24 protein-coding genes are annotated in these 25,990 nt (G+C 54.7%); 14 read left to right on the top strand and 10 right to left on the bottom strand.

The window, feature by feature from the left end:
- Positions 1–94: 94 nt before the first annotated feature.
- From sucC to TMES_RS04525, 7 genes are all read left to right on the top strand, one after another.
- Complete coding sequence (gene sucC, locus TMES_RS04555) at positions 95–1,324, top strand: ADP-forming succinate--CoA ligase subunit beta (protein ID WP_281253461.1); 1,230 nt, start codon at positions 95–97, stop codon at positions 1,322–1,324.
- 2 nt (positions 1,325–1,326) lie between these two features.
- A complete protein-coding gene (gene sucD, locus TMES_RS04550; RefSeq protein WP_085579982.1) occupies positions 1,327–2,202 on the top strand; it encodes a succinate--CoA ligase subunit alpha in 876 nt (291 codons plus the stop codon).
- Positions 2,203–2,271: 69 nt separating this feature from the next.
- Positions 2,272–5,187, top strand: coding sequence for a 2-oxoglutarate dehydrogenase E1 component (locus tag TMES_RS04545; protein ID WP_085579980.1), 2,916 nt, complete (start codon positions 2,272–2,274; stop codon positions 5,185–5,187).
- Between the two features lie 114 nt (positions 5,188–5,301).
- Positions 5,302–6,582 (top strand): 2-oxoglutarate dehydrogenase complex dihydrolipoyllysine-residue succinyltransferase, encoded by a 1,281-nt coding sequence (odhB, locus tag TMES_RS04540; protein WP_085579978.1) that lies wholly within the window; start codon positions 5,302–5,304, stop codon positions 6,580–6,582.
- A 23-nt stretch (positions 6,583–6,605) separates the two neighbouring features.
- Positions 6,606–8,012: a dihydrolipoyl dehydrogenase gene (gene lpdA / locus TMES_RS04535; protein WP_085579976.1), complete on the top strand. Its 1,407-nt coding sequence runs from the start codon at positions 6,606–6,608 to the stop codon at positions 8,010–8,012.
- 153 nt (positions 8,013–8,165) lie between these two features.
- A complete protein-coding gene (locus TMES_RS04530; RefSeq protein WP_085579974.1) occupies positions 8,166–8,612 on the top strand; it encodes a methylglyoxal synthase in 447 nt (148 codons plus the stop codon).
- A 302-nt stretch (positions 8,613–8,914) separates the two neighbouring features.
- Complete coding sequence (locus TMES_RS04525; RefSeq protein WP_085581144.1) at positions 8,915–9,841, top strand: AEC family transporter; 927 nt, start codon at positions 8,915–8,917, stop codon at positions 9,839–9,841.
- On the opposite strand, the gene TMES_RS04520 is transcribed toward TMES_RS04525, so the two are convergent.
- The gene (locus TMES_RS04520; RefSeq protein WP_085579972.1) at positions 9,767–10,558 is read right to left on the bottom strand and encodes an RluA family pseudouridine synthase; all 792 of its coding nucleotides are present in this window, start codon (positions 10,556–10,558) and stop codon (positions 9,767–9,769) included. The genes TMES_RS04525 and TMES_RS04520 overlap by 75 nt on opposite strands.
- Positions 10,559–10,705: 147 nt before the next feature.
- Between TMES_RS04520 and TMES_RS04515 the strand changes: the two genes are divergently transcribed.
- Genes TMES_RS04515 through TMES_RS04505 form a run of 3 tightly spaced genes read left to right on the top strand, consistent with a single transcriptional unit; the run spans position 10,706 to position 12,758 of the window.
- Positions 10,706–11,515, top strand: a complete 810-nt coding sequence (locus TMES_RS04515) for a DUF6134 family protein (protein WP_143589537.1) — start codon at positions 10,706–10,708, stop codon at positions 11,513–11,515.
- Positions 11,512–12,312: an SDR family NAD(P)-dependent oxidoreductase gene (locus TMES_RS04510; RefSeq protein WP_085579967.1), complete on the top strand. Its 801-nt coding sequence runs from the start codon at positions 11,512–11,514 to the stop codon at positions 12,310–12,312. Before TMES_RS04515 ends, TMES_RS04510 begins: the two co-directional genes overlap by 4 nt.
- Positions 12,309–12,758, top strand: coding sequence for a nuclear transport factor 2 family protein (locus TMES_RS04505; protein ID WP_085579965.1), 450 nt, complete (start codon positions 12,309–12,311; stop codon positions 12,756–12,758). Before TMES_RS04510 ends, TMES_RS04505 begins: the two co-directional genes overlap by 4 nt.
- Here TMES_RS04505 and TMES_RS04500 read toward each other — a convergent pair.
- The 5 genes from TMES_RS04500 to TMES_RS04480 are packed head-to-tail and all read right to left on the bottom strand — an operon-like array spanning position 12,724 to position 18,231.
- Positions 12,724–13,278, bottom strand: a complete 555-nt coding sequence (locus TMES_RS04500; RefSeq protein WP_085579963.1) for a DUF3833 domain-containing protein — start codon at positions 13,276–13,278, stop codon at positions 12,724–12,726. The genes TMES_RS04505 and TMES_RS04500 overlap by 35 nt on opposite strands.
- 31 nt (positions 13,279–13,309) lie before the next feature.
- A complete protein-coding gene (locus TMES_RS04495) occupies positions 13,310–14,719 on the bottom strand; it encodes an MFS transporter (protein WP_085579961.1) in 1,410 nt (469 codons plus the stop codon).
- Positions 14,720–14,761: 42 nt separating this feature from the next.
- Positions 14,762–16,036 (bottom strand): SAM-dependent methyltransferase, encoded by a 1,275-nt coding sequence (locus tag TMES_RS04490; protein WP_085579959.1) that lies wholly within the window; start codon positions 16,034–16,036, stop codon positions 14,762–14,764.
- 5 nt (positions 16,037–16,041) lie between these two features.
- A complete protein-coding gene (locus TMES_RS04485) occupies positions 16,042–16,911 on the bottom strand; it encodes a DUF1365 domain-containing protein (RefSeq protein ID WP_085579957.1) in 870 nt (289 codons plus the stop codon).
- Entirely contained in the window at positions 16,912–18,231 is a 1,320-nt protein-coding gene (locus TMES_RS04480; protein ID WP_211275870.1) for an NAD(P)/FAD-dependent oxidoreductase, read from the bottom strand.
- Positions 18,232–18,463: 232 nt separating this feature from the next.
- Between TMES_RS04480 and TMES_RS04475 the strand changes: the two genes are divergently transcribed.
- Both TMES_RS04475 and TMES_RS04470 read left to right on the top strand, forming a co-directional pair.
- The gene (locus TMES_RS04475; RefSeq protein WP_245835210.1) at positions 18,464–19,054 is read left to right on the top strand and encodes a sigma-70 family RNA polymerase sigma factor; all 591 of its coding nucleotides are present in this window, start codon (positions 18,464–18,466) and stop codon (positions 19,052–19,054) included.
- Complete coding sequence (locus TMES_RS04470) at positions 19,051–19,755, top strand: ChrR family anti-sigma-E factor (RefSeq protein WP_085579953.1); 705 nt, start codon at positions 19,051–19,053, stop codon at positions 19,753–19,755. The genes TMES_RS04475 and TMES_RS04470 overlap by 4 nt, the downstream gene beginning before the upstream one ends.
- A gap of 72 nt (positions 19,756–19,827) precedes the next feature.
- On the opposite strand, the gene TMES_RS04465 is transcribed toward TMES_RS04470, so the two are convergent.
- The 3 genes from TMES_RS04465 to TMES_RS04455 all read right to left on the bottom strand — a co-directional run bounded on the left by TMES_RS04465 (position 19,828) and on the right by TMES_RS04455 (position 22,463).
- Positions 19,828–20,730, bottom strand: a complete 903-nt coding sequence (locus TMES_RS04465; protein ID WP_085579951.1) for a 23S rRNA (adenine(2030)-N(6))-methyltransferase RlmJ — start codon at positions 20,728–20,730, stop codon at positions 19,828–19,830.
- Between the two features lie 6 nt (positions 20,731–20,736).
- Positions 20,737–21,591 (bottom strand): rRNA large subunit pseudouridine synthase E, encoded by an 855-nt coding sequence (locus TMES_RS23260; RefSeq protein ID WP_085579949.1) that lies wholly within the window; start codon positions 21,589–21,591, stop codon positions 20,737–20,739.
- Positions 21,592–21,737: 146 nt separating this feature from the next.
- Positions 21,738–22,463, bottom strand: coding sequence for an SIMPL domain-containing protein (locus TMES_RS04455; RefSeq protein WP_085579947.1), 726 nt, complete (start codon positions 22,461–22,463; stop codon positions 21,738–21,740).
- Between the two features lie 293 nt (positions 22,464–22,756).
- Between TMES_RS04455 and TMES_RS04450 the strand changes: the two genes are divergently transcribed.
- Complete coding sequence (locus TMES_RS04450) at positions 22,757–23,431, top strand: D-lyxose/D-mannose family sugar isomerase (protein WP_085581140.1); 675 nt, start codon at positions 22,757–22,759, stop codon at positions 23,429–23,431.
- Positions 23,432–23,528: 97 nt separating this feature from the next.
- Here the strand turns inward: TMES_RS04450 and TMES_RS04445 are convergent, their stop codons facing one another.
- Positions 23,529–24,470 (bottom strand): TPR end-of-group domain-containing protein, encoded by a 942-nt coding sequence (locus TMES_RS04445; RefSeq protein WP_245835209.1) that lies wholly within the window; start codon positions 24,468–24,470, stop codon positions 23,529–23,531.
- Between the two features lie 318 nt (positions 24,471–24,788).
- Here TMES_RS04445 and TMES_RS04440 point away from each other — a divergent pair, with 318 nt between their 5' ends.
- Positions 24,789–25,925 carry a GGDEF domain-containing protein gene (locus tag TMES_RS04440; protein WP_085579943.1) on the top strand — a complete coding sequence of 379 codons (1,137 nt, stop codon included), beginning with the start codon at positions 24,789–24,791 and terminating at the stop codon, positions 25,923–25,925.
- Positions 25,926–25,990 lie beyond the last annotated feature (65 nt).

Genomic DNA, 25,990 nt, shown 5'->3' with positions numbered 1-25,990 from the left:
CAGCCTTTTTATCGGAGCTTTGGCCGCGCGGATCGCAACAACGTCCCTGTACTGCTCGCGGGACATTGAAACCACGATTTCTGACCCACAGGAAATCGTACGGAAGGCAAGAAAGCGACCGAACATGAACATTCATGAGTACCAGGCGAAAGAGATTCTTCGCAAATACGGTGTGACCGTGCCTAACGGCAAGGTTGCCTATACCGCACAGGAAGCCACTGAAGCAGCCCAGTCCCTTGCTGGCCCCATCTATGTCGTCAAGTCCCAGATCCATGCTGGTGGCCGCGGCAAAGGGTCCTTCAAGGAAGCAACTGCCGGTGACAAAGGCGGCGTTCGCGTCGTTAAAAGTGTCGAAGAAGTCGGCACCAATGCCGGCCAGATGCTGGGCGCGACCCTGGTTACCCACCAGACCGGGCCGGATGGCAAGGAAGTCAAACGCGTCTATATCGAAGAAGGTTGCGACATTGCGCGCGAACTTTATCTTTCGATCCTTGTAGACCGCGCGTCATCACGCGTCATCTTCATGGCCTCCACCGAAGGTGGCATGGACATTGAAGAAGTTGCCGAAGCCACCCCGGAAAAGATCGTCACCTGTGACATCGATCCGGCATCGGGCTTTTCGGGCTTCCACGGTCGCAAGCTGGCATTCGCCCTGGGCCTCGAAGGCAAGCAGGTTTCCAAGGCCGTCAAATTCATGACCGCCATGTATAAATGCTTCCTCGAAACCGATGCAGCCATGGTTGAAATCAACCCGCTGGTCGTGACCGGCGACGGCGACATCATCGCACTCGATTGCAAAATGAACTTCGACGACAACGCATTGTTCCGCCATGCTGACATCGAAGAACTGCGCGACGAAGACGAAGAAAACCCGGCCGAACTCGAAGCAGCAAAACACAGCCTGAACTACATCAAACTTGACGGCAAAATTGGCTGCATGGTCAACGGCGCCGGTCTGGCCATGGCAACCATGGACATCATCAAGCTTTATGGCGGTTCGCCGGCAAACTTCCTTGACGTTGGCGGCGGTGCGACCAAAGAACGTGTAACCACGGCTTTCAAACTGATCCTGTCTGACCCGAATGTCGAAGGCATTCTGGTTAACATTTTCGGTGGCATCATGCGCTGCGACGTTATTGCTGAAGGCGTTATTGCCGCAGCACGCGAAGTCAGCCTGAATGTCCCGCTGGTTGTGCGCCTTGAAGGCACCAACGTTGATCTTGGCAAGAAGATCCTTGAAGAATCCGGTCTGCCGATCGTTTCGGCTGACAATCTTGCCGACGCCGCCGAAAAGGTGGTCAAAGCTGTGAAGGAGGCCGCGTAACCATGGCTGTTCTCGTCGATAAAAACACCAAAGTTATCTGCCAGGGTTTCACCGGTTCGCAGGGCACCTTCCACAGCGAACAGGCCATTGCCTATGGCACCAAAATGGTTGGTGGCGTTACCCCGGGTAAAGGCGGCGCCAAGCACCTTGACCTGCCGGTTTTCAACACCGTTGATGAAGCTGTTCATGTTACCGGTGCCAATGCATCGGTGATCTATGTTCCGCCTCCCTTCGCGGCTGATGCCATCCTTGAAGCAATCGATGCCGGTATCGAACTGGCTGTTTGCATCACCGAAGGCATTCCTGTTGCCGACATGGTGCGCGTCAAGCGCGCCCTTGATGGCACCAAAACCCGCCTGATCGGCCCGAACTGCCCGGGTGTTATCACCCCGGACGAATGCAAGATCGGCATTATGCCCGGTCACATTCACCGTCGCGGTAAAATCGGTATCGTTTCACGTTCCGGTACATTGACCTACGAAGCAGTTGCCCAGACCACGGCAGCCGGCCTTGGCCAGTCAACCTGTATCGGTATCGGCGGCGACCCCGTTAACGGCACCAACTTCATCGATTGCCTTGACCTGTTCCTGCGGGATCCGGAAACCGAAGGCATCATCATGATTGGTGAAATTGGCGGTTCTGCCGAAGAAGAAGCTTGCGAATTCCTGCGGGCATCCAAAATTAAAAAGCCTGTTGCCGGTTTCATCGCCGGTGTAACAGCACCTCCTGGAAAACGCATGGGCCATGCCGGTGCGATTATTTCCGGTGGTAAAGGGACTGCGGATGCTAAAATGGAAGCAATGCGCAGCGCGGGTATTCTTGTTGCCGATTCCCCGGCAAGCCTTGGCTCGACCATGCTCAAGGCTCTGAAAGGGTAATCTGGGTAATCAGAGGAAAGGCAAAGGAAGGCGTAACCCCGTCGGGGTTATCGCCTTCCACGACCACAAATGAAACCTCAAGATCTTGACACGATTCTAACCGAGTCGAATGCAACCTATATCGCGGAACTTTACGCCCGGTACCTGGAAAACCCCCAGTCGGTAGACCAGAACTGGGCCGAGTTTTTTGCAGGGTTGCAGGACGACGCATCCGACCTCCTCGCTGAAATGCGCGGGCCGACCTGGCAGCCACGGGAAACCAAGGTTGTCGGCGGTATGGAAGGTTACGACGTATCCCAGGGATACAGCGAACGTCCGGTCAATGGCGGTTACGCCCCGGTTGCGGCATCGTCCGCATCCCAGGCGGCGACCGTTAATTCCGATGTCATCCGGGCGGCCGCAAATGATTCAATTCGCGCCCTGATGCTGATCCGCTCCTATCGCGTGCGCGGCCATCTGGAAGCCAATCTTGATCCGCTGGGCCTTGCCCCGCGTGATCCCCATCCGGAACTGCACCCGAAAACCTATGGCTTCACCGAAGCCGACATGGATCGTCCGGTTTTCATTGCCAATGTTCTTGGCCTTGAATCGGCAACCATTCGCCAGATCGTATCGATGGCACGCAAAACCTATTGCGGCTCCATCGGTATTGAATTCATGCATATTCAGGAACCTGATCAGAAAGCATGGATTCAGCAGCGCATCGAAACCATCGGCAATCAGACCGAATTTACCAAGCGTGGCAAAGAAGCCATTCTGGATCGCCTGATCGAAGCCGAAGGATTTGAAAACTATCTTCACACCAAATATGTCGGCACCAAACGTTTTGGTATCGATGGTGGCGAAGCCCTGATCCCGGCCCTTGAGCAGATCCTGAAACGCGGCAGCCAGCTTGGCATCCGTGAAGTTGTGTTTGGCATGCCCCACCGTGGCCGTCTGAACGTTCTGGCCAATGTTATGGCCAAGCCATTCCAGGCGATCTTCTCGGAATTTATGGGCAATCCGTCCAAACCCGACGATGTTATGGGTTCTGGCGACGTTAAATATCACCTTGGCACCTCTGCTGACCGTGAATTTGACGGCAATGTTGTTCACCTGTCGCTGACCGCGAACCCCTCGCACCTTGAAGCGGTTGATACCGTTGTCCTGGGCAAGGTTCGCGCCAAACAGGCACAGCGCAAGGACACCGCGCGCGAACAGGTTATGGGTATTTTGATGCATGGTGACGCGGCTTTTGCCGGTCAGGGCCTTGTTGCAGAAACCTTCGATCTGTCGCATCTGAAAGGCTACCGCACCGGCGGCACCATTCATTTCGTGGTCAACAACCAGATCGGCTTTACCACCAAACCGTCGGACTCGCGTTCTTCGCCCTATTGCTCCGACATTGCCAAAGTGGTTCAGGCCCCGATCATTCACGTCAATGGCGACGATCCTGAAGCCGTGGTCCATGCCGCCCGCATCGCCACCGAATTCCGCCAGGAATTCAAACAGGATGTCGTGATCGACATGTTCTGCTATCGCCGCTTTGGTCACAACGAAAGCGACGAACCGGCATTTACCCAGCCCAAGATGTATGACGTGATCGGCAAACACCCGACCACCAAAGACATCTATGCTCAAAAGCTGGTCAAGGAAGGCATGTTCACCGACGAACAGGTCAAGGAACGCCATGAAAAATTCCACGCCCATCTGGACGAGGAATTCAAGGCATCAGAAAACTATCGTCCGAACAAGGCCGACTGGCTAGAAGGCAAATGGTCGGGTATGGCATCAAGCCACGGCGAAGATGCAGACTGGATTGGTGAAACCGGGGTTGAAGAAACCCTGTTACGCGAAGTTGGCCGTGCTCTTTCGACAGCGCCCAGCGACTATGACATCAACCGGAAAATCCTGCGCCAGCTTAAAGCCAAGGCCAAAATGTTCGAGACCGGCGAAGGGATCGACTGGGCCACGGCCGAAGCACTGGCATTTGGAACCTTGATGTGCGAAGGCACCCCCGTTCGTCTGTCCGGTCAGGACAGCCAGCGCGGAACGTTTTCACAGCGTCATTCCAAACTGGTTGATCAGACCACCGAGGCCAAATACACCCCGCTCAACAACATCCGTACCGGTCAGGCCGAGCTTGAAGTTCTCAACTCGCCCCTGTCCGAAGCCGGTGTTCTCGGGTTTGAATATGGCATCACCCTGGCAGAACCGCATTCACTGGTTCTGTGGGAAGCACAGTTTGGCGATTTCGCCAACGGTGCCCAGGTGATCATTGACCAGTTCATCAGTTCGGGCGAAGCCAAATGGCTGCGTATGTCCGGTCTGGTGATGTTGCTGCCGCATGGCTTTGAAGGTCAGGGACCGGAACACAGCTCGGCCCGTCTGGAACGGTATTTGCAGCTTTGTGGTGAAAACAACATGCAGGTGGCGAACTGTACCACCCCTGCAAACTATTATCACATCCTGCGCCGCCAGATCCGCCGCAGCTTCCGCAAGCCGTTGATCCTGATGACGCCGAAATCGCTGCTGCGTCACAAGCAGTGCGTATCAAACCTGTCCGAATTTGCAGCCGGCACGACCTTCCAGCCTGTTCTGGCCGAAACCGCCAAACTGGTTGACGACAAAAAGGTCAAACGTGTCGTTCTGTGCTCGGGCAAGGTTTATTACGACCTGCTGGCCGAACGCGAAAACCGCGGTATCGAGGATGTCGCCATTGTCCGTGTCGAACAGCTTTACCCGTTCCCCGAAAAGGAACTGGGTGCCCAGCTTTCGCGCTACAGCAATGCCGACGTGATCTGGTGTCAGGAAGAACCCGAAAACATGGGTTCATGGTACTTTGTTGATCGTCGTATCGAAAAAGTCCTGACCGGCATCAAGCACAAAACCTCCCGTCCGGTATATGTCGGCCGTTCCACGGCAGCATCTCCGGCGACCGGTCTTCTCAAGATTCACCTGCGCGAGCAGGCCGAACTTGTTGATGCCGCACTTAGCGTCAAATGATTTAACAGACAGGCAGGGGCAACTCCCTGCCTGTCTGGCCTGATCTGGTCACAACATATTTTTATTTGAAATCGGCAGACCCACACTGCCTTTTTAAAAACGGTCGAGGAAAAAATGGCGACTGAAGTTAAAGTTCCCGCGTTGGGCGAATCCGTTAGCGAAGCCACCATTGCCAAATGGTACAAAAAAGTCGGCGACGCTGTTGCTGCTGACGAACCGATTGTTGAACTTGAAACCGACAAGGTTACGGTTGAAGTCAATTCTCCGGTCGCTGGTGCCATTGCCGAACTGGTTGTTGGTGAAGGTGACGAAGTTGAAGTTGGCGCCCTGATCGCCATGATCACTGAAGGCGCTGCCGGAACGTCGGCCAAGGAAGAAGCTCCGGCTGAAGCCAAAGCCCCGGCCAAGGAAGAAGCAGCCCCGGCACCCAGGGAAGAAGCCAAACCGGCGGCTCCGGTCGCGGCGGCTGCTCCGGCAACCCAGACAGCCAATGCCGACCACCCGCTGGCACCCGCTGTGCGCAAACTGGTCGAAGACAACAATCTTGATGCCTCGAAAATTTCGGCATCGGGCAAAGACGGCCGCCTGACCAAAGGCGATGTTCTCGATTATCTTGAAGGCGGCAAACCGGCCCCGCGTGCTGCAGCAACGGCCCCGGCAGCCCCTGCTGGTCCGAAACCGCAGCGGAACCTGCGTGACGGCGAAGAACGCGTCAAAATGTCCAAGCTGCGCCAGACGATCGCGCGCCGCCTGAAAGAAGCCCAGAACACCGCTGCCATGTTGACGACCTATAACGAAGTCGACATGACCAATCTTCTGGCCTGCCGCAATCTCTACAAGGTCGGCTTTGAAAAGAAACACGGTGTGAAACTTGGTTTCATGTCCTTCTTCATCAAGGCTTGCACCACCGCACTGAACGAATGGCCCGCAGTGAATGCCGAAATCGACGGCGATTCTTTCATCTACAAAAACTTCTGCGACATCGGCGTTGCCGTTGGCACCCCGCAGGGTCTTGTGGTGCCGGTGATCCGTTCGGCTGAAAAGAAAACCTTCTCCGAGCTGGAAAGCACCATTGTCGATTTCGGCAAGCGTGCGCGTGACGGCAAGCTGGGCATGGACGAAATGAGTGGCGGTTCCTTCACCATCTCCAACGGCGGTGTTTTTGGGTCCCTGCTGTCATCGCCGATCCTCAATGCGCCGCAGTCCGGTATTCTCGGCATGCATAAAACCCAGATGCGTCCGGTTGCCATTGATGGCAAGGTTGAAATCCGTCCGATGATGTATCTGGCCCTGTCTTACGATCACCGTGTCATTGACGGTCGCGAAGCTGTTTCGTTCCTCGTACGCGTTAAAGAATGCATCGAGAACCCGGAACGCATCCTGCTCGACATCTGATCAGACAAAAGGATCACAGACTCATGAGCGAGAACTACGACATTGTCGTGATCGGTGGCGGACCTGGCGGTTATGTATGCGCCATCCGCGCCGCACAGCTTGGTCTCAAGGTTGCCTGCGTTGAAAAACGCGGTGCCTTGGGCGGCACCTGCCTGAATGTCGGGTGCATCCCGTCAAAGGCACTGCTGCATTCGTCGCACCTGTTTGAAGAAGCCGACAAGCATTTCGACACCCACGGCATCGAAATCAACACCCCGAAGGTCAATCTTGCAAAGATGATGGCCCGTAAGGACAAAGTTGTTGATTCCAACGTCAAGGGCATCGAATTCCTGTTCAAGAAAAACAAGGTTACCTATGTCAAGGGTGCAGGCGAAATCGTCTCTGCAACCGAGGTTAAGGTTGCCCTGCTTGATGGCGGCGAAGAAACCCTGAACGCTAAAAACATCGTCATTGCCACCGGCTCGGAAGTTACCCCGCTGCCCGGCGTCGAGATTGATGAAAAGCAGATCGTTTCTTCGACCGGTGCTTTGGAACTCTCATCTGTTCCCAGGAAACTGGTTGTCATTGGTGCCGGTGTTATCGGCCTCGAACTGGGGTCGGTCTGGCGTCGTCTGGGCTCGGACGTTACGGTTATCGAATATCTTGACCGTATCCTGCCTGGCATGGACGGTGAGCTGGCCAAACAAACCCAGCGCATTTTCGCCAAACAGGGCCTGGATTTCAAGCTGGGTCACAAAGTGACCGGTGCAAAAACCGCCAAGGGCGGGGTTAAGCTCTCGGTTGAGCCCTCCAAGGGTGGTGACGCCGAAGAAATCAAGGCTGACGTTGTTCTGGTTGCCATCGGACGTCGTCCGTTTGTCACCGGCCTTGGCCTTGATAAGCTTGGTGTTGAGCTGGATGATCGCGGTCGTGTTAAGACCGACGAATATTTCCAGACCAACATCCAGGGCATTTTCGCCGTTGGTGATGCCATTGCCGGTCCGATGCTGGCCCACAAGGCCGAAGAAGACGGCGTGGCCCTTGCTGAAATGATCGCAGGCGAAGCTGGCCATGTCGATTACGGCAAAGTCCCTGGCGTTGTTTACACCTGGCCCGAAGTTGCCTCGGTTGGTAAAACCGAAGAACAGCTTAAGGACGAAGGTGTCGACTATTCGGTTGGCAAATTCCCCTTCACCGCCAATGCCCGTGCCAAGGCGATGGAAAGCACTGAAGGTTTCGTCAAAATCCTGGAAGACAAAAAAACGCACCGCGTCGTCGGTTGCCACATTGTCGGCCCGGCTGCGGGCGACCTGATTGCCGAAGTTGTTCTGGCAATGGAATATGGCGCATCTGCCGAAGACATCGCACGCACCTGCCATGCCCACCCGGCACTGGGTGAGTCAGTCAAGGAAGCCGCGATGGCTGCCGATGGCCGCGCTATCCATATGTAATTTCTGACGGTTTTCTGTCACGCAAACGGCCGCTCCCTGTGAGCGGCCGTTTTGTTTTAAACAAACCCGCGTGACCCCACCCCGTCTTCATGGTTAATATCACGGACGTTGATTAACAGAAGTTATCTGTCTATGCCGACAAAGGAACAAACCATGTCAATATCCGTCGGACTTGTTGCCCATGATCGCCGTAAACCTGAAATGGCCGACTGGCTGGCTCAGCATATTGACGAATTTACCCACTATAAAATATTCGCCACCGGCACCACTGGCCGTGTGTTGCAAGAACGCTTTCCCCATCTTGATATTGTGGCGTTAAAAAGCGGGCCATTTGGCGGTGACCAGCAATTGGGATCCATGATTGCCCATGGGCAGTTACAGGCAATGTTCTTTTTTACCGATCCGATGACCCCCCAACCTCACGATGTCGATGTGCGCGCCCTCATCCGCCTTGCGAATATGTATGAAGTGCCCATTGCGTGTAACCGCAGCACCGCCGACCTTCTGATCAGCAATCCGCGCTTTCTCGAAATCTGCGAACAATATCGCGGGCATTCGCCGGAACAGATTTTTGCTGAATATACCGAGCGGAAAATCTGATCACGGCATGTCGATCGCGCCATCTTCGGGCAATAATCCGGCATAAAGGCGCGTTTTTGCCGATCTTTGATTATCCCCGATAACGCAACATAACTGCCCCAAACGGCCCTGTAAGCACCTGTTATGGATATTGTCGCCCCCTTGCCGGGCACAGGTTAAGCATGCAAAAACGGGCAGCCGGGATGTTGTTTTTACACCATGCGTTGCCGTGCAATATCAGGCAGTATGATCCGGCGCACCATCACAACGCCATATTGTCACGGCGGTTGTGCCCGCTTCACCACACAGGCCCGCCCCAGACCATGTCTTTTGCCTATACCCTGATCGCTGCCATTTTCCCGATCTTTGCCGCCATCATCGTTGGCGCAATCCTGAAAAAATACCTGATCCAAAGCAGCGAGGTTTGGGCCGGGATCGACCGGCTGACATATTATTTGCTGTTACCCGCCCTGTTAATGATCGGCATTTACCATGCCGATTTCAGCACCGGTCATGCGGGCACAGCCGTTATCATCACCATGGCGGCAACACTGGTGCTAGCGGCGGTCATGCTGATATTTCGGCGGGTCATCACCAAAAACACACCGCTTTTCACATCGATATTTCAGGGATCGGTGCGCTATAACAGCTATGTGTTACTAGCCGTGGCCGAAGCCCTGTTTGGCAGCGACGGGTTGGCACTGGCGATTGTGTTTATTGCCGTAATGGTAATTGTGACCAACATTCTGGCCGTGGTGGTGCTTAATGCGCTGAATGGCCGGGGGGGCAATTTTAAACGCATTGCTATTGGCCTGGCCAAGAACCCTATCATTCTGGCGGCCGGGGCCGGGGCAATCATGAATGTCGCGAACATTCACATCCCGTTGCCAATTGAAAACACCGCATCGCTGCTTAAAACTGCGGCGCTGCCGCTCAGCCTGCTGTCGGTTGGCGCGGGGCTTAAATTTGTGCTCGATCGTCACGAACTGGGGGCGATTGCCTTTAGCAACGTGGTCAAACTGGCAATATTACCGCTGATCACGGGCATCGCCCTGCACCTTGCCGGAATTAACGGCATGGTGCTGGCAATGGGGGTTTTATATGCGGGCATGCCGTGCGCGGGGAATGCCTATATTCTGGCGCGCCAACTGGGCGGCGATGCCGATGTCATGGCCTCAATCGTCACCATCGAAACCTTGCTCTCCGCGCTCAGCATCTCCGTTATCGCCGCTATATTGACTGTCAATTGAGGCACGGTGCGGGGCAAAATCCCCGTCATAGCCACACGCGATCAGCGCATCGCGCATCAATTCGGGCGGCGGGGCATCAACCACAACCGGCTCGCGCTCCGCATGAAACGGCACCACAATCCGGCGCGATAACAAATGCAAGGTGGGTGGCGCACCAAAAACCGGATCCTTGCCCGTGCCATAAAACGGGTCACCAATAACAGGGAAGCCGATATGGTCCAGATGCACGCGTAACTGGTGGGTCCGCCCGGTATGGGGGACCAGTTCCAGCCATGTCATGCCCTCGGCCCGGCCCAGCACCCGGTATTCGGTGCGCGATTCCTGGCCGCTATCATCAACCACCATGCGCCAGCCGCTTTCATCATTAAACTTGGCAATCGGCGCATCAATAAAGCCGTGATCATCGGGCATATCCCCGCGCACCACCGCCCAATAGGCCTTGTCGATTTTCTTCTCGGTAAATAACCGTGTGATCTTTTTTGATGATTTGGCATGGCGGCACAACAGCAAACATCCTGCTGTATCACGGTCCAGCCGATGGGCGAGCGTGGGGATAGACGCAATGCCAAATGTCAGATCGGGCAAATAGGCATCGACATGAAAATAGGTTTTCGGCCCCCCGTGCGATGCCAGCCCCGGCGGTTTGTTAAGGATAATCACATTTGAATCGCGGTGTAAAACACAGGCGATCAGGTCTTCGGCAATGGGATGGGCCATAAAACGGTCACTTCCTGACGGGGCTAACAACGGGCAAACGAATGACAAAACGGATCATGCGGCAACACCCCTGATCCGATATCACTGAAACTGCGTAGGGAATATATGGATTATGTCACAATAACAACAGCGCCTGGGGCCAAAACAATGAAAGGGCGTATCGATCATAGCGACCCGACGTCGCAAAAATCACCCTCGTTCCTCGCAATCTGGCAGCGCTTTTTCGTTATTCTGGCAATGGCCAGCGTTTTGCCGGGCTTTTGTTTTTTTACCGCCGCCCATGCCGCCACCTCTTCACCCCTGCCTGCTGCGGCCTGCACCGATATAAACCCTGTCGAACTTTATGGCGGCACTGAATGGAATTTTCAGATCCGGCGGGAAGGATCACCGGTGGGCACGCACAAACTGCAATTTCATGCGGGTAAAGACGGGCTACAGGTGATTGCCGAAAGCAAAATTGAAATTTCATTTCTGGGTTTTTCCGCCTACCGGTTTGATTACCGATCTGAAAGCCTGTGGCAAAACAACCAGTTGATGAAACTTGCCGTTCATGTGAACGATGATGGCGAAAAAACCAGCCTGACGGCCCGCTATGACAAAAAAACCAACATGCTGGTGGCAACTGGCCCCGATGGCGAAATTACACTTCCCGCTGGCACATTTCCCACCAATCACTGGCATTGCGGCGTTTTGGCCCAAACACTGGTTTTAAACACCATCACCGGCCAACCCAACAATGTCAGCATTCGTAATTTGGGCGTGGAAAAAATTGTTGCAGGGAATGGTGGTACAAACCACATCTTTGCAACCCATATGCAGTATGACGGCGAATTGCGCACCGACGCCTGGTACGATGCCAACGGGCGCTGGGTCCGGCTGGCCTTCAAGGCGCGCGATGGTTCGCAAATTGTCTATCGCTGTTTAACCTGCACCCAAATTACAAAGGCCCTGCAATGAAAAACAAAAACTGGCAAAATATTTGGGTGATCGGGGCATCGTCAGGCATTGGTGCTGCCATCGTGCAAAAATTTATCGCCGAAACCGATGAATCTCATGAATCTAACGAAGCGGGCCAAACCACCCCCCGGCACATTACAATTTCTGCCCGGTCGCACGAGACATTACAAAAAATGGCGCTGGCAAGCCCGTGCATTTCGGCAGTCCCCTGTGATGTAACAGCCCCGGCATCGGTGGATCAGGCGATCGACCTGATCGAAAGCGAACATGGCCTGCCCGATCTGGTCATTTATTGCGCCGGGTTTTATAACCCGATGCCCGTCGACGAATTTTCGCGCGATATCATTGCCCATCATATTGCAGTGAATTATCAGGGCGCGGTGAATTGCCTGGAGCCATTATTGCGCAAAATGCGCGCCCGTGGGCATGGCGAAATTGCCATTACCGCCTCGGTGGTGGGCTATCGCGGCTTGCCGAAAGCGGGGGCTTATGGCCCCACCAAGGCCGCCTTGATCAGTTTATGTGAAACCCTGCGTGAAGAACTGACCGGCAGCGGCGTGGTTATGCGGGTGATTAATCCCGGGTTTGTTAAAACCCCGATGACCGATCAAAACGATTTTAACATGCCCTATTTACAAACACCCGAACAGGCGGCCGATTTTATCTATTACGGGCTTCGTAAAAATGATGATTTTGAAATTGCCTTTCCCCCGGTCTTTGTCCGCCAGCTTAAACTGGCCCGCATCCTGCCTTACCGCTGGTACTTCAAATTAATTGAACGGATGATACAAAAATGAATAATCCCACCCCGGATGATCCCCGGATTACCGCCCTGCAAAACTATGCCGATGTTTATGCCCGTTTAACGCCCGAAACGCTTAACGCCCTGCGCGATGTGACCACGCCCGACATCTGCTTCACCGACCCTTTCACCACCCTGAACGGCCAGAATGCCCTGTGTGCCTATATGGGAAAGATGTTTGAAGACGCCGAGGATGCCAGATTCATCATCAGCCATCACATGCTCAGTACCGATATGGGGTTTTTGCGCTGGCATTTTTCGGCAAAGGTGCCGGTCATTGGCCAATGGAACTTTATTGGCATGTCGGAAGTTACCTTTAACGCCGACGGCACATTGATCGCCAGCCATACCGACCATTGGGATTCCGGCAGTAAATTTTATGCCCGCATCCCGGTTCTGGGCTGGGTCATTCGGCGGCTTGCGAAAAAAGTGGCGCAGTAGGCTTGGCAAAAAACAGCGAAATTTCGCCAATTTCCACACCCCATTTACGCACCCGCGCACGATTAACCAAAACGCCATTGGGCTGCAAAAACATCCAGTCATCAAAGCTGACGCGCCAGGTGCCATCGCCAACCTTTAAATCCATGTCATAGTTCCAGTGCAGGGCATTGCCATATTGCACGCCCTTGGCAATGCCGACAATTTCGTCAAACGTGCCGTCATATTCATGATCGGCAGTTTTGCGAATTTTCCACACCCGCTGGTCCTTTTCGCCGTCGTCATAAACAAAATCTTCTCTCAGGGTTAAAACCCCGTCCTTGACCGTGCCGGTAATATCAACGGTAAACTGGCGGCGCAGGGTACCGAACCGGTCTTCAAAAATGCCCCAGGCGCGGCTGTGGCCCTGAAAATAGGAAAACACATCAAAAACCGGTTCTTTATGAGCAAAATCCTGTGGTTTCATCGCCCCGCACCCACTGACAAAAACAACCATTAAAAAAGCCAGCCCCAACCGCAGCATGCCGTTATTCCCTTTGATAAAGTCGCAAAGATTAAAACATGCGACGGGCCAAACGCCGACGCAGCGCGGATTGATGACGTGCCCCCAATGGAAACCGCCACATCATGACAACCGCGATCATCTTCAATACGATGGGGATCACGGCATAGATCACCAACAGCATGAATAGGGCCTGCGCGTGCGGATCGGAAACATCACCCGCCGCCACGTCCACCCCGCCCGTTTTGGTCAGCCCCAAATACCCCAAAACCGGAAACGCCACCCCCGCCGCAATTGCCATCGCCAGTTTGTTGGTCATGTTCCAAAGCGCAAATAAAAGGCCGGTGCGACGAATACCAAACCGGTAACGATCCCAATCGTCAACATCGGCCTGAATGGCAGGCGGCAAAGCCAAATCCGCGCCCAATGCCGCCCCGGTCAGCGCGCAAATAACCGCAAAGCCGACAAAATCGCCATTTCCCAGAACCGGCACAAAGGCAAAGGCAGCAATCGCCATGACCATGGCACCACACCACACACGGTGCTTGCCAACCCGCCCGCTTGCAATCACCCAAACCGGCATCGCCACCACCGCACAGGCAAAATAAAGCAGGATCAAAACGTTTTGGTCCCTTTGCCCCAACCCCAAACCATATTTCACAAACAATGGAAAACACACCGCAGGCACCCCGTTGGCCAGCCCGTTAATCAACCACGCCGCCAACAGCCGCACAAACAGGCGGTTTTGCCACAGCCCCGCCCATTGCGACGGCGCAGGAAGGGCCACAGGCCGATCACGGGGCGCAGGTGCAGCGGATGACACGGATGACACAGGGCAAGCAACAACCCGGCCCGATTGCACCACCACGTTGCGCAACACATCAGGCACAAACACAATAATCAGCGGCACCGTTATCGCGCCCAGAACAATGGTAACGGTTGCCAGCAGGCTGGTTTGCTCCAAGGGTCCGTTTACGGAAAACAGGACCGGCAAACCGCCAGCAAACAAAATGCCGATCAACCCGGCCCCTTCGCGCAGGGCCGTAATCCGGCTGCGTTGTTTATAATCGCCCGAAAGTTCGGCCCCCCAGGCCAGATAAGGCACCTGAAACATCGTCCAGCCAACAAACAGTACAGTGGCCCAGCCAAACAGATAAAAGGCCGACGGCAAAAGCGGCGGATTAAACAAAAACCAGATGCCAATACCGGCAATAACCGCACCGCCCGCCACCCAGGGTTTGCGCGACTGGCTGCGATCCGACAAATACCCCACCAGCGGGTCCGTGATCATATCGATCACGCGGACGGCAAAAAACACCAACCCGGTCAGGGTTAACCCCAAACCCAAGGTATCGCCATACAGACTGGGCAGTAAAACATAGGCCGGGATGGTGGGAATGGCCGCAGCAAGCGCGGGTAACGCATAGATAAAAGCCGAAAACAGGCGGTTTTGTTGCGTCATTTAAACTGCCCCTTGTCCCAGCCGGTTATTGCCCCAGCAATTTCAGGCGTTTTCCCCGTCATGGGTGATCACGAACAGGCCGACATCAATGGTTCCGGCTTCAAACCCGGTCTGGCAATAGGACAGGTAATATTCCCACATCCGTTTGAAACGCAGATCAAACCCTTGCTGGGTGATGGCTTCCCAATTGTGTTGAAAATCGCGCTGCCATTCGGCCAGGGTCCGGGCATAGGATTGCCCGGAAAATTCCGAATGCTGCACCTTTAACCCCGCAGCAAAAACCGCTTCTTTCAACGCGGTTGGCGATGGCAGCATGCCACCGGGAAAAATATAACGCTGGATAAAATCAGCCCCTTCGCGGTAGCCGTCAAACCGGTCTTCGTCGATGGTAATGATTTGCAAAACAGCCTTGCCACCGGGGCGTAGCCGCTGGCGGATCATGTCAAAATAGGCGGGCCAATGTTCTTCACCAACGGCTTCAAACATTTCAATGGATACCAGCTTGTCATACTGGCCGTCCTGATGGCGGTAATCGCGCAACATCATGTTGGTTTTTCCGGCCAGCCCGGCCCTTTTCAGGCGTGTTTCGGCATAGGAAAGCTGTTCTTGCGACAGGGTTAAACCCTCCACGTCGCAGCCATAATTTTGCGCTGCCATCTGCGCAAATCCGCCCCAGCCACAGCCCACTTCCAGCACCTTTTCACCGGGCACCAATTCGGCCAATTCACAAATGCGGGCATATTTGGCGGTTTGCGCATCGGCCAGCGACTGGTCATCATGTTCATACAACGCCGATGAATATGTCATGCCGGGGTCCAGCCACAGGCGGTAAAATTCATTTCCCAAATCATAGTGATAGGAAATATTGCGCCGGGATCCTTCGATCGTGTTGGCATTGCGCAAATGGGCCAGACGATGCACCAGACGCGAAATCATCCCGGCGGCAAACCGGGCCTGCACAATCGGTTCGTTCAAAATGGCAAGCTGCATCAAACGGGTTAAATCCGGGCTGCGCCAGTCGCCGTCAATATAGGCTTCGGCAAAGGCCAGATCGCCGCCGGTGGCCAGTTTGCGAATGGCGCGCCAATGGCGCACATCAAGCACGGCATGCAACTCAAGCCGTTCGCGCCCGGTGAAATTTAACGTTCGCCCGTCGGGCAACACCAGTGCCAAACGCCCGTAATGCAAATGCGATAATACCCGCACCAGCATGCGTTCCAGCATCGGTTTGGGCCGCACAACACTGCTGATCAGCGGTAAAATACGGTCGCGCAAAGAACGGGCAAGTGTTGAATTGGGCCGGGAACGATCAGGCATGGCTTTTACCTTTTTCCTGCATCAGGGACGATAGACGGGCCGGGGGTAATAAACGTAATACGGTGCAGCGGCGGGGTTGGACGTTTGTGAAAGGTAAATCCCTTGCGCCACAAATGCAGGGCCTCCCAATGAATGCCGGCAACGACCTTTAAGGTCATCAGCGGATAACGCATGAAGACGGAAAGCAGGTTACGGTCCGTCAGTTTCGTGCGATCCCCGGTGAAGGCGGCGTTTAAAAACAGGCCGTCCGCGTCACTTTCGGCAATCGAAACCGCAACTCGGTCTTGCGGCGGTTTAATGCGAAAGCGGTAATCGGCCTTCATGCCAATAAACGGCGATACATACAGCTCCTTGGCGCATTTTTGATGCACAATGCCTTTGGCATCCCGGCAATCCGATGAAACGGGGATCAAATACCCGTGGCGCTCGCCAAATGTGTTGGACACATCATGCAAAATCGCCCCCAGTTCGCCATTTTTGCGGTAACAAAAATAAACGCTTAGCGGATTAAAAACAAAACCGAGGATGCGCGGATAACACAAAACAACAATCTTTGTCGCACAGTCCGCCAGATCGTTTTCGCGCAGCATTTGCGTAATGCGGGTGCGGATAGTGCCGCCACTTTCATCGCTACCGTCCCGATCAACGCTGCCAAAATCGCGATCGTGAAACGAAAACAGGTTAAACCTGTTGCGGCTAAACAGTTTTAACCGCGCGCTTAAACCGTCTATTTCGTCGAGATCAAACAGAAACGACACCACACGATAGCGCAACCGGTGCTGACGCGGACGCAAGCGATGGTGGGTTACCACCCCCTCATACAGGGCCGAACCCTGGTAATCTTCATCGCTATGATCTGCCCCAGGCCCTGCCATTTATGCCGCCACGCTATCATCACGCGGGCAGGTGGAAAGCGGGGACACATGAATACGCCCGCTTTCATTTTCCACATCCCACGGGCGGCGCACACTGCCCACGGCCTCGGCCACTGCCAGGCCCGATTGAATGCCGTCTTCGTGAAAGCCATAGCCAAAATAGCTGCCGCAATACCAGATATTTTGCGTCCCCTGAATGTTCCACAACATGCGCTGGGCGGCCATGGCCCCGTTATCAAACACCGGGTGATCATACAAAAACGACCGGATAACCGAGCCCTCACGCGGGGCAAAAGGCGGGTTTAGCGTCACAAAAAGCGGCTGGTTTTCGTCAATATGCTGCAACCGGTTCATCCAGTAGGAAACACAAACTTTTTCCTCGGTGCCAACTGTTTGGCGCAGGTAATTCCAGCTTGACCAGACCTTGGGGTTTTTCGGCATCAAGGCCGGGTCATTGTGCAAAATCGCCAGATTGCGTTCATAGCGAAACGCGCCCAGCAACCGGGCAACGGCGGCATCTGGCGTGCTTTGCATCGCCAGTGCCTGATCCGCATGGCAGGCCAGAATAACATGGTCATATTCTTCGCGCTGACCATAACGGTCCTGCACAAACGCCCCCGTGGCGGTTGGCCCCACTTCGGCCACCGCACGGTCCAGCACCACATTGCCAATGCTTGCCATCATGCGCGCAACATACTGGCGCGATCCGCCCACAACCGTGCGCCATTGCGGGCGGTCCTTAATTTGCAGCAGGCCATGATTATCGCAAAATCGCACAAAGGCCGCGACGGGATAAGCCAGCATCATATCAACCGGGGTGGACCAGATGGCAGCACCCATGGGTAATAAATGATCATTGATGAAGGCTTTGCTATAACGGTTGGCCGCCAGATAATCGCCCAGGCTTTGCGCCCCGGCATCGGCATCTTGCAAAACCGCCGGGGCCTCGCGGTAAAACCGTAAAATATCGCGGATCATGGCCCAGAAACCGGGCCGCAACAAATTGCGTTTTTGCGCACACAGGCTGGCAAGGTCGCTGCCGCCATATTCCACCCGCCCATGATCCAGCGAGGCTGCGAACGACATTTCGGTCGCGGTTGTTGGCACGTTCAAATGGTCAAACAGGGCACATAAATTGGGGTAGCTGGCGGTGTTATAAACGATAAACCCGGTATCAACCGGGGTGCCGCCGGCATCCACCGTATTGGAATGGCCACCGGGGCGGTCGTCTTTTTCATACAGGGTGACGTCATGCTGTTTTGATAAAAGCCACGCTGCGGACAGGCCCGAAATACCGGAACCGACAATCGCAATTTTCATTCTCGAACCGGTGCCATTCATTCTTTGTGCCTGCTTGCAGTTTGTTGCTATAGATTACATATGACTACGAGCAGCACGTTTATCCGGATCAAAAAAATGCGATGCCCCGCAATTAATTAGGGGCCGATGATCAAATCTTTCAACCCGGATGATCCAACCAATAACAAAGACCGTATCTCGACATATGATGCACAATGTCGTGGTTCGGTCCGATGAAGGGCCAGGGAAACATATGAACGGCACAGCGACAAACCGACGCGCCCCGGCCAACCCGGAACAAGCCCGTCAGTATGCCGACTGGATCGTCGCGGTTGCGGCCTCTCGCGACCGGGCGGCGTTTGCCCGGCTGTTCGCCCATTTCGGGCCGCGGGTAAAGGCCTATATGTTTCGCTTTGCCGGCACCCAGGAAATGGCCGAGGAACTTGCACAGGAATCAATGATGCAGGTTTGGCGCAAGGCCCATTTGTTTGACCCGCAAAAAGCCGCGGCCAGCACATGGATTTTCACCATTGCCCGTAACCTGCGGATCGACCGGTTACGCCAACGCAAACATATCGAAGTGGATGATAGCGACCCGACGCTGATTATTGACGAAAGCCCGATTGCGGACGAACTCGTTAATCAAAGCGAACAGGCGGCCCTGATACAGGCGGCCCTGGGCGAACTTCCACAGGATCAAAGAGTGGTCGTAGAATTGTCGTTTTTTGAAGAAATATCGCATAGCGAAATTGCCGAGCGGCTGAAAATTCCGCTGGGCACGGTAAAGTCACGCTTGCGACTGGCGCTGGGCAAAATGCGCGGCGGACTGGAAGGTGTGGCATGAATATCAAACATCACCCGACCGATGAAACGCTGTTGGCCTATGCCGGTGGCGCGTTATCGCAGGCCATGGAACTGGTTGTTGCCACCCATATGACCTTGTGCCCGTTGTGCCGCGACAAGGTTGCCGAATTTGAAGCCTGCGGCGGGGCCATGCTAAACGTTAATCAAAGCCTGAGCATGGATAGCGATGCGCTGGACCATGTTATGGCAATGATCGAGCAGGAAAGTGCCAATGAAAACGCCCGCGTAACACCGGCAGAAATGCCGCGCCGGGTGGCCGTTGGCGGCAGCATCACCGGCAGTGCCGTGCCGTCGCTTCCCACCCCGCTGGCAAGCCTGTTGCCCGATAACATTTTATCACTCGAAGATATTCCGTGGCGCACACTGGCACCGGGGGTAAAGCATTTTCCGTTAAAATCGGTGCAAACCAAAGGCACGGTGCGGCTGCTTAAAATTGCGCCAGGTGTTAGCATTCCCGATCACGGACATGGCGGGCATGAAATGACCCTGCTGCTTAAGGGCTCTTATATTGATGATGTGGGCCGTTTTCGTGCCGGTGACGTTGCCGATCTGGCCGATGACATTGACCATCAGCCGATTGCCGACACCGCCGAGGATTGCATTTGCCTGATCGCGACCGACGCACCGCTTAAATTCAACGGTATTTTGCCCAAATTGCTGCAACCCTTTATCGGGATGTAACGCGCCAGTTTGGCCTATGACAGTTTACTTGCCGACTGCACCAGCCCTACAATATCATGGGCTGGTGCTTTTTTATTGGGCCTTCACCAGCCAGTCCTGAAAATGCACGCCAGGGCCGGGCAAATCGACCACATCACGCAGCCAGTCGCCAATGTTGGCCAGTTGTTCGTCCAGTTGATAGGGCGGGTTAACAATTAACAGGCCAGAGCCCAGCATCCGCCCCTTGCCACCGCCGTGGCTGGCGGCAATTTCACTGCATAATACGCCGCCGGTCGCCGGGATCTGGCTGAACATATCGTGCAATTCAAGGTCAAACCCGTCTTCCAGAATAGGATACCACAACATGTATGTTGCCGTGGCCCAACGCCGGTGCGCCGCAATAATCGACCGTGCCGCACGCACATAATCCTGCTTCACATCGTAACTGGGGTCCATCAAAACCAGTCCGCGGCGAATGGCGGGGGGCACCATCGCCACCAATCCTTCATATCCATCGCGTTTTTGCAGGGTTACGCGGCGGTCATGGTATAGTCGACGGTCCAGCGTTTCATATTCGCGCGGATGCAATTCCATCACTGTCAAATGGTCGTCTTCGCGCAGCATTTTTTGCACAATAAACGGCGAACCGGGATAATAAAGCGGCGGCACCGATGGCTCATCACCATTCGACCCGTCTTCAGAACCCGCCCCGAACCCACGGTTATCAGGGACAAAATCGTCAATCAGGTCCAGATACGGCACCATCGCCAAAGGCACTTGCGCTTCACGCTGCACCGCAGCAATTCCACCTTGCCATTCACCGGTTTTTTGCGCCTGAACGCTGGATAAATCATACCAGCCCGCCCCGGCATGGGTATCAATCACGCTAAACGGTTTGGCCTTTTTTTGCAGGTGCGCCAAAATCAGCACCAGTGCCGAATGTTTGTGAACATCGGCAAAATTTCCGGCGTGAAACCCGTGCAAATAACTTAACATTATGGATTAATCCTTTACCGGGCGACGACGGTTAAACGGCCGCCCCGTCGAACCTGATGATGAATCTGTTGAAACATTTTTAGGGCCTCGCCGGGCGGCACCGGTCGGTTTTGCATCAGGCCGCTTCGCCCCCTTTGCCAAACCCTGCCCGCCTTCGCGGTTGGAAAATGGTGGTTTTTTCGCCGTGCGCCCCCGCTCCTCACGCACATCAGCCCCGTCGCCAGACCGCGACACGGGGCGCGAGGATGGCCGCGACGACGAACGTGATGCGGGGCGCGCTGAGGACCCGGCCGAGGATGCCTGCCCCTTGGGGGCCGCAACTTCTATTTCGCGCCATTGGCCAGGTGCCAGCCCATCCAGCGTCCAGTCGCCAATGGCATAGCGCACCAGCCGTAAGGTGGGAAACCCCACCGCCGCCGTCATGCGGCGCACCTGGCGGTTACGGCCTTCCGATATGGTCAGTTCCAGCCAGCTCGTCGGAATTAATTTGCGAAACCTTACCGGCGGGTCGCGTTCCCACAAACCGGCGGGCTCATCCATCCGGCGCACGTTGGCAGGTAATGTCATGCCATCTTTAAGCATCACGCCGTTGCGCAATGCATTCAGGGCGGCGTCGTCGGGCTCGCCGTCTACCTGTACCCAATAGGTTTTGGTTTTTTTGTATTTGGGATGGGCGATTTGCGCATTTAACGGCCCGTTATCGGTTAACAATAACAAGCCTTCGCTATCGCGATCCAGTCTTCCGGCGGCATAAACCCCGGGTAAATTGACATAGTCAGCCAAGGTCCGCCGCCCGTTTTCACGGTCGGTAAACTGGGTCAGAACCCCATAGGGTTTATTAAGTAAAATCAAGCGCGCCATAATCGCCGCATAAAACCGCTTTTTACCGACAAGTCAATCCGGGCGATAAAACTTTACGCCCGGCCCACCCCCGATTGCCAGTGTAAACGGGCCGGGCGATATCCGGGCGCAAAATGGATCAACCAAGCCCACCGAACACGGAACGCCTAGTCTTCGAGCAGATATTCCATCGTTGTGACAACCCGCACGGTTTTATTGATCTGGTTAGATTCCTGCATGTTCGGCGCACCATCGGCAGCCAGAATTTGAAACAGGCCCTGTGTCGCCCGGCGAATGCCGCCCAGTTTACCCCCAGAATCCTTGGCAAATTGCTGCCCGCTTTCGCGCGCATTCGCCGTTGCTTTGGCGATCATTTCCGGTTTGATGTCGTTTAATTTGGTAAACATATAACTGGGCCCGGCGTTATAGCCCTGCCCGCCTAAAACGATGCCCTGTTGCAGCAATTTACCAATATCTTGCGACGCCTTGGCCACCGCATCAACATCGTCGGATCGCACCTGAACCGTTTGGCTGACGATATAACGGCTTTGAACCGGGCCAGAACGATAACTTTGCGCCAGCTGGTCGGTGACCTGCAAGTTTTGCAGTTCGGTCTGATCGCGTTTAATGCCGTGATCCTCAAGAAATTTGCGCAAAATTTCGGTATCGTCATCAATTTTCTTTTGGGCGGTTTGCAATACATCATTGGTGGCAACAAAGGTAATCGGCCACACAGCACGATCGGCCATTACATTCTGTTCGGCCAACCCCTTAACGGTGACATACCGATCCAGCGCACGCATATTAACAATGCCCTGCCCAACCAAAGCCCCGGCACCAATAAGCCCGGCCGCCACAAATAATGCGGCGATAACGACGGAAATTTTACCCATAGTATTGTCCGTTTCCTGTTTTGCCCAAAGCCACAAGGCCCGGAATACTTATTACCACCCACCGGCGACCATGGTGGAGCCTGTTGGCATCCGGTGCCCGGTGTTTGTCCATTATAGTCACCAGACCCAACAATGATGGTCAAATTTTGTTTGCAGGCTTTTAATCCTTGAATGCATTCAAATTCTCGTCGCACAAATGCGTTGGTCATGTTAAAACCACGCATCTTTTTACGGATGATGCCGCCCGAAACGGCCATCCCGTGTCGCACAACAAACTTCGGGGGAATGCCCTTATGCGCCGGTCAGAAATCAACGCCTGCATCAATCACGCCAAGGAACTTTACAATTCCATTTCGTTTCGCCTGCCCGAGTGGGCGCATTTTTCGCCCGAGGAATGGGACAAACAACCTGATCTGGCGAAATGGTGCAACACCCACCAAATGGGCTGGGATGTTACCGATTACGGCGAAGGCCGCTTTGCCGAACGCGGGTTGATCCTGTTTTGCCTGCGCAACGGCATTTTGCGCCAGCCGGGCGAAGTCCCCTATGCCGAAAAAATCATGATTGTCGGCGAAAATCAGGAATGCCCGTGGCACTACCACAAAGTCAAAATGGAAGACATCATTGTGCGCGGCGGCGGCAACCTGGTGGTGGAACTTTATAACCTGACCACAGACGGCGAGATGGACAAGGAAAGCGATGTTCACGTACGCACCGATGGCAAACTGAACATTTTGCCTGCGGGCGGCAAAGTTGTGCTGGAACCGGGGCAAAGCGTTACCCTGCCGCGCACCATGGTGCATCGTTTTTACGGCGAAGAAGGCAAGGGCGACGTCATTGTCGGTGAAGTGTCACAGGTCAATGATGATCTGGCCGATAACTATTTCTTCGATACCGATGCCCGCTTCACCCAAATCACCGAAGACGAAGCCCCGATCCACCCGCTGTGGAACGAACTGGGTAAATAATCGCCCGTTTGCTTTAATCGGACAGCAACGCAAAACACCACCAGGAGCATGTCCTGGTGGTGTTTTTTTTCAGGGTCAATTGGCCGGAAAAACAAAATCACTCTGCCGGGCGCACCCCGTCGCTTTCGCTACGCGGGCCCAGTATGTCGGCAAATTCGGCCATGTCGCGCAGGCTTTCAAATTCCACTTCCGACCAAGCCGGTTGGCGCATGGCGTCGGATAATTCAACAGCGCGGTGCAAATCTGCCAGGGCGGCCTCGCGAAAGCCAAGCCCGGCATTGGCACAGGCGCGCTGATAATGGCCATTGGCACTTTCGGGGGCTTCGGCCAACAGCCGGTTACAGAGGCTAAGCGCCCAGTCGCGTTCGCCCAGCATCAGGGCCGCATCGGCCTTATAGGCCATGACTTCGGGGTCGCCGGGCGACATTTCCAGCATCCGGTCATAAATCTCGATCTTGGCGCGCGGGTTGGTCACCTGGTTGGCTTGCAGCCAATAGGCATGCAGGCTTTGGGTGCGTTCAATCTCGCGCTGGTTTTCGTTAATCACCTGGCTTTTCAGGCGCAGTTCTTCTTCCAGCGCGCTTAAACGTGTTTCAAATTCTTCCGACAGGCGGCGCAGCTCCGTATGGGCCAGCGAGCGCACACTGGATTTAAGCTCGCGGAGCGACTGCCAGCCCAGCATGGTAAGCAGCGCGCCCACCGCAGCCACAAAATAGAAAAAATACGTGACGGTGTTTGACGAATAGCTGATTGCCTTGTCGATGGCTTCAAGCTGGCGGTTAACCACCTCGCGCATCAAATCGGTCCGCATCCCCTGCATATCGGTGCGCAGCGATTTAATTTCATCCAGCAAATAGCGCTCCATCAGGGGCGGCAGATTGCTGCGTTCTTCGGCCGTAACTTTGCGCAAATCGACAATTTTCGGTGTGGAGTCGCCCGTTGGGTTTTCGCCGTTTTGCTGGGCCAGAACCGGGCCAGACACCACCAATCCGATCAACGTTAACAAAGCCATTCGTTTGGCGCGCAAAGGTAATGCCACCACAGTCCTCCCGGTTGTTTTTATCATTTTTAGCGTTGTGCCAGAACCGTCTCGCCAAGCCTATAGTTGCCTAAATTTTAAACAGTTTAAAGCTTTTCGGCCCACTTGACCCACATCAAAACAAAACCCACCCCCTATAACCTATACAAAGGATGGGAAATACTATATCTGTGAGCATGAATTCTGTGTGCTCCCGTGCTGGCAACCGTATCGTAATTTGGCCCCGTTGACCCGGGAAGGTTTCTTGAATGTGGGCTTGTGATACAGCAACCGCGGCCGTTATCCAATCATGCAGCAACACCCTGGGCGACATCATTAATGACTGACCATGGCGAAGCATTAAAACAGGCACGAAAGATTGCACGGGAAACCGTTGCACTGCTTTCAAGCTTGGATATAGCGCCGACCCCGTCAAATTATGCCCTGTTTTATCATTATCTGTCAGGCACCAGCGCAGAACTCACCCAGACCATCGATATTTTGCGCTCCAATCATCAGGAATTTGACCCGCTGCGGTGTCATTACCTCTATGAGCGTTTTTTCGGGTCCCAGGCCTTTACCCCGACACCAACCCCGACCAGCCATGTCCCCGGCATTTTGCAACATCCGCCGCTGCATTCGCGCCTGATTGACGCCCCGCCGCCCCATATGACCAATGATGCGAGCCCCGGCCACGCCAACAGCGACGGCGGACTGGATAATACCGCAATCACCAGTTTCGCCCTTGACGATCATGAAGACGGGGACAAGGTATCGTCTGAAATTTCGCGCCTGCGCCAGGATCTTGAGGCCATGCGCCGCGAAGCAATGACCGACCCGCTGACCGGCATTGCCAACCGCAAAATGTTTGACCAGCAATTGCGCAACCGCGCCATGGAGGCCATGGAAAGCGGCACGCCTTTGTGTTTGCTTATGATCGACGTTGATCACTTCAAACAGTTTAACGATACCTATGGCCACCAGATTGGCGATCAGGTTATTCGGCTGATGGCGCAAACCCTGTGCAATAATATCAAGGGTCGCGACACAGCCGCACGGTATGGCGGCGAGGAATTTGCCGTGATCCTGCCGCGCACCGACATGGAAAATGCCCGCCGACTGGCCGAGATTATTCGCGAGAATGTCCGAAAAAAAGCTGTTATCAGTGAATCAGATGGCTCGTCACTGGACCAGATCACGGTTTCCATCGGTATTGGCTGTTTTGATTACGGCGAACCACTGGGCCAGTTGATCCAGCGGGCCGACCGGGCCTTGTATCTGGCCAAGGAAACGGGGCGTGACCGGGTTGCTACCGAAAATGATCTGGTTGAAACCACCGCCGCATCGGCCCCCGCGATCCGCGACAATTCCCGCTTGCATCACATCCGTGATGCCCAGGATGCCCCCCACCGCCCGCAGGAACCCAACCTGTCACGCGACGACGATTTACCGGAAGCGAAAAGCATTCCGGCCTGATCAATATTGCCGGTGTTTTAACCAGGCATGTCACGATCAATTCGTCTGGGGCGTTGGCAAAGGCT

It is taken from the genome of Thalassospira mesophila, assembly GCF_002115755.1.
GTDB lineage: Bacteria > Pseudomonadota > Alphaproteobacteria > Rhodospirillales > Thalassospiraceae > Thalassospira > Thalassospira mesophila.
Note: the sequence above shows the minus strand (reverse complement) of the source record. Positions and strands in the feature narration are given on the sequence as shown.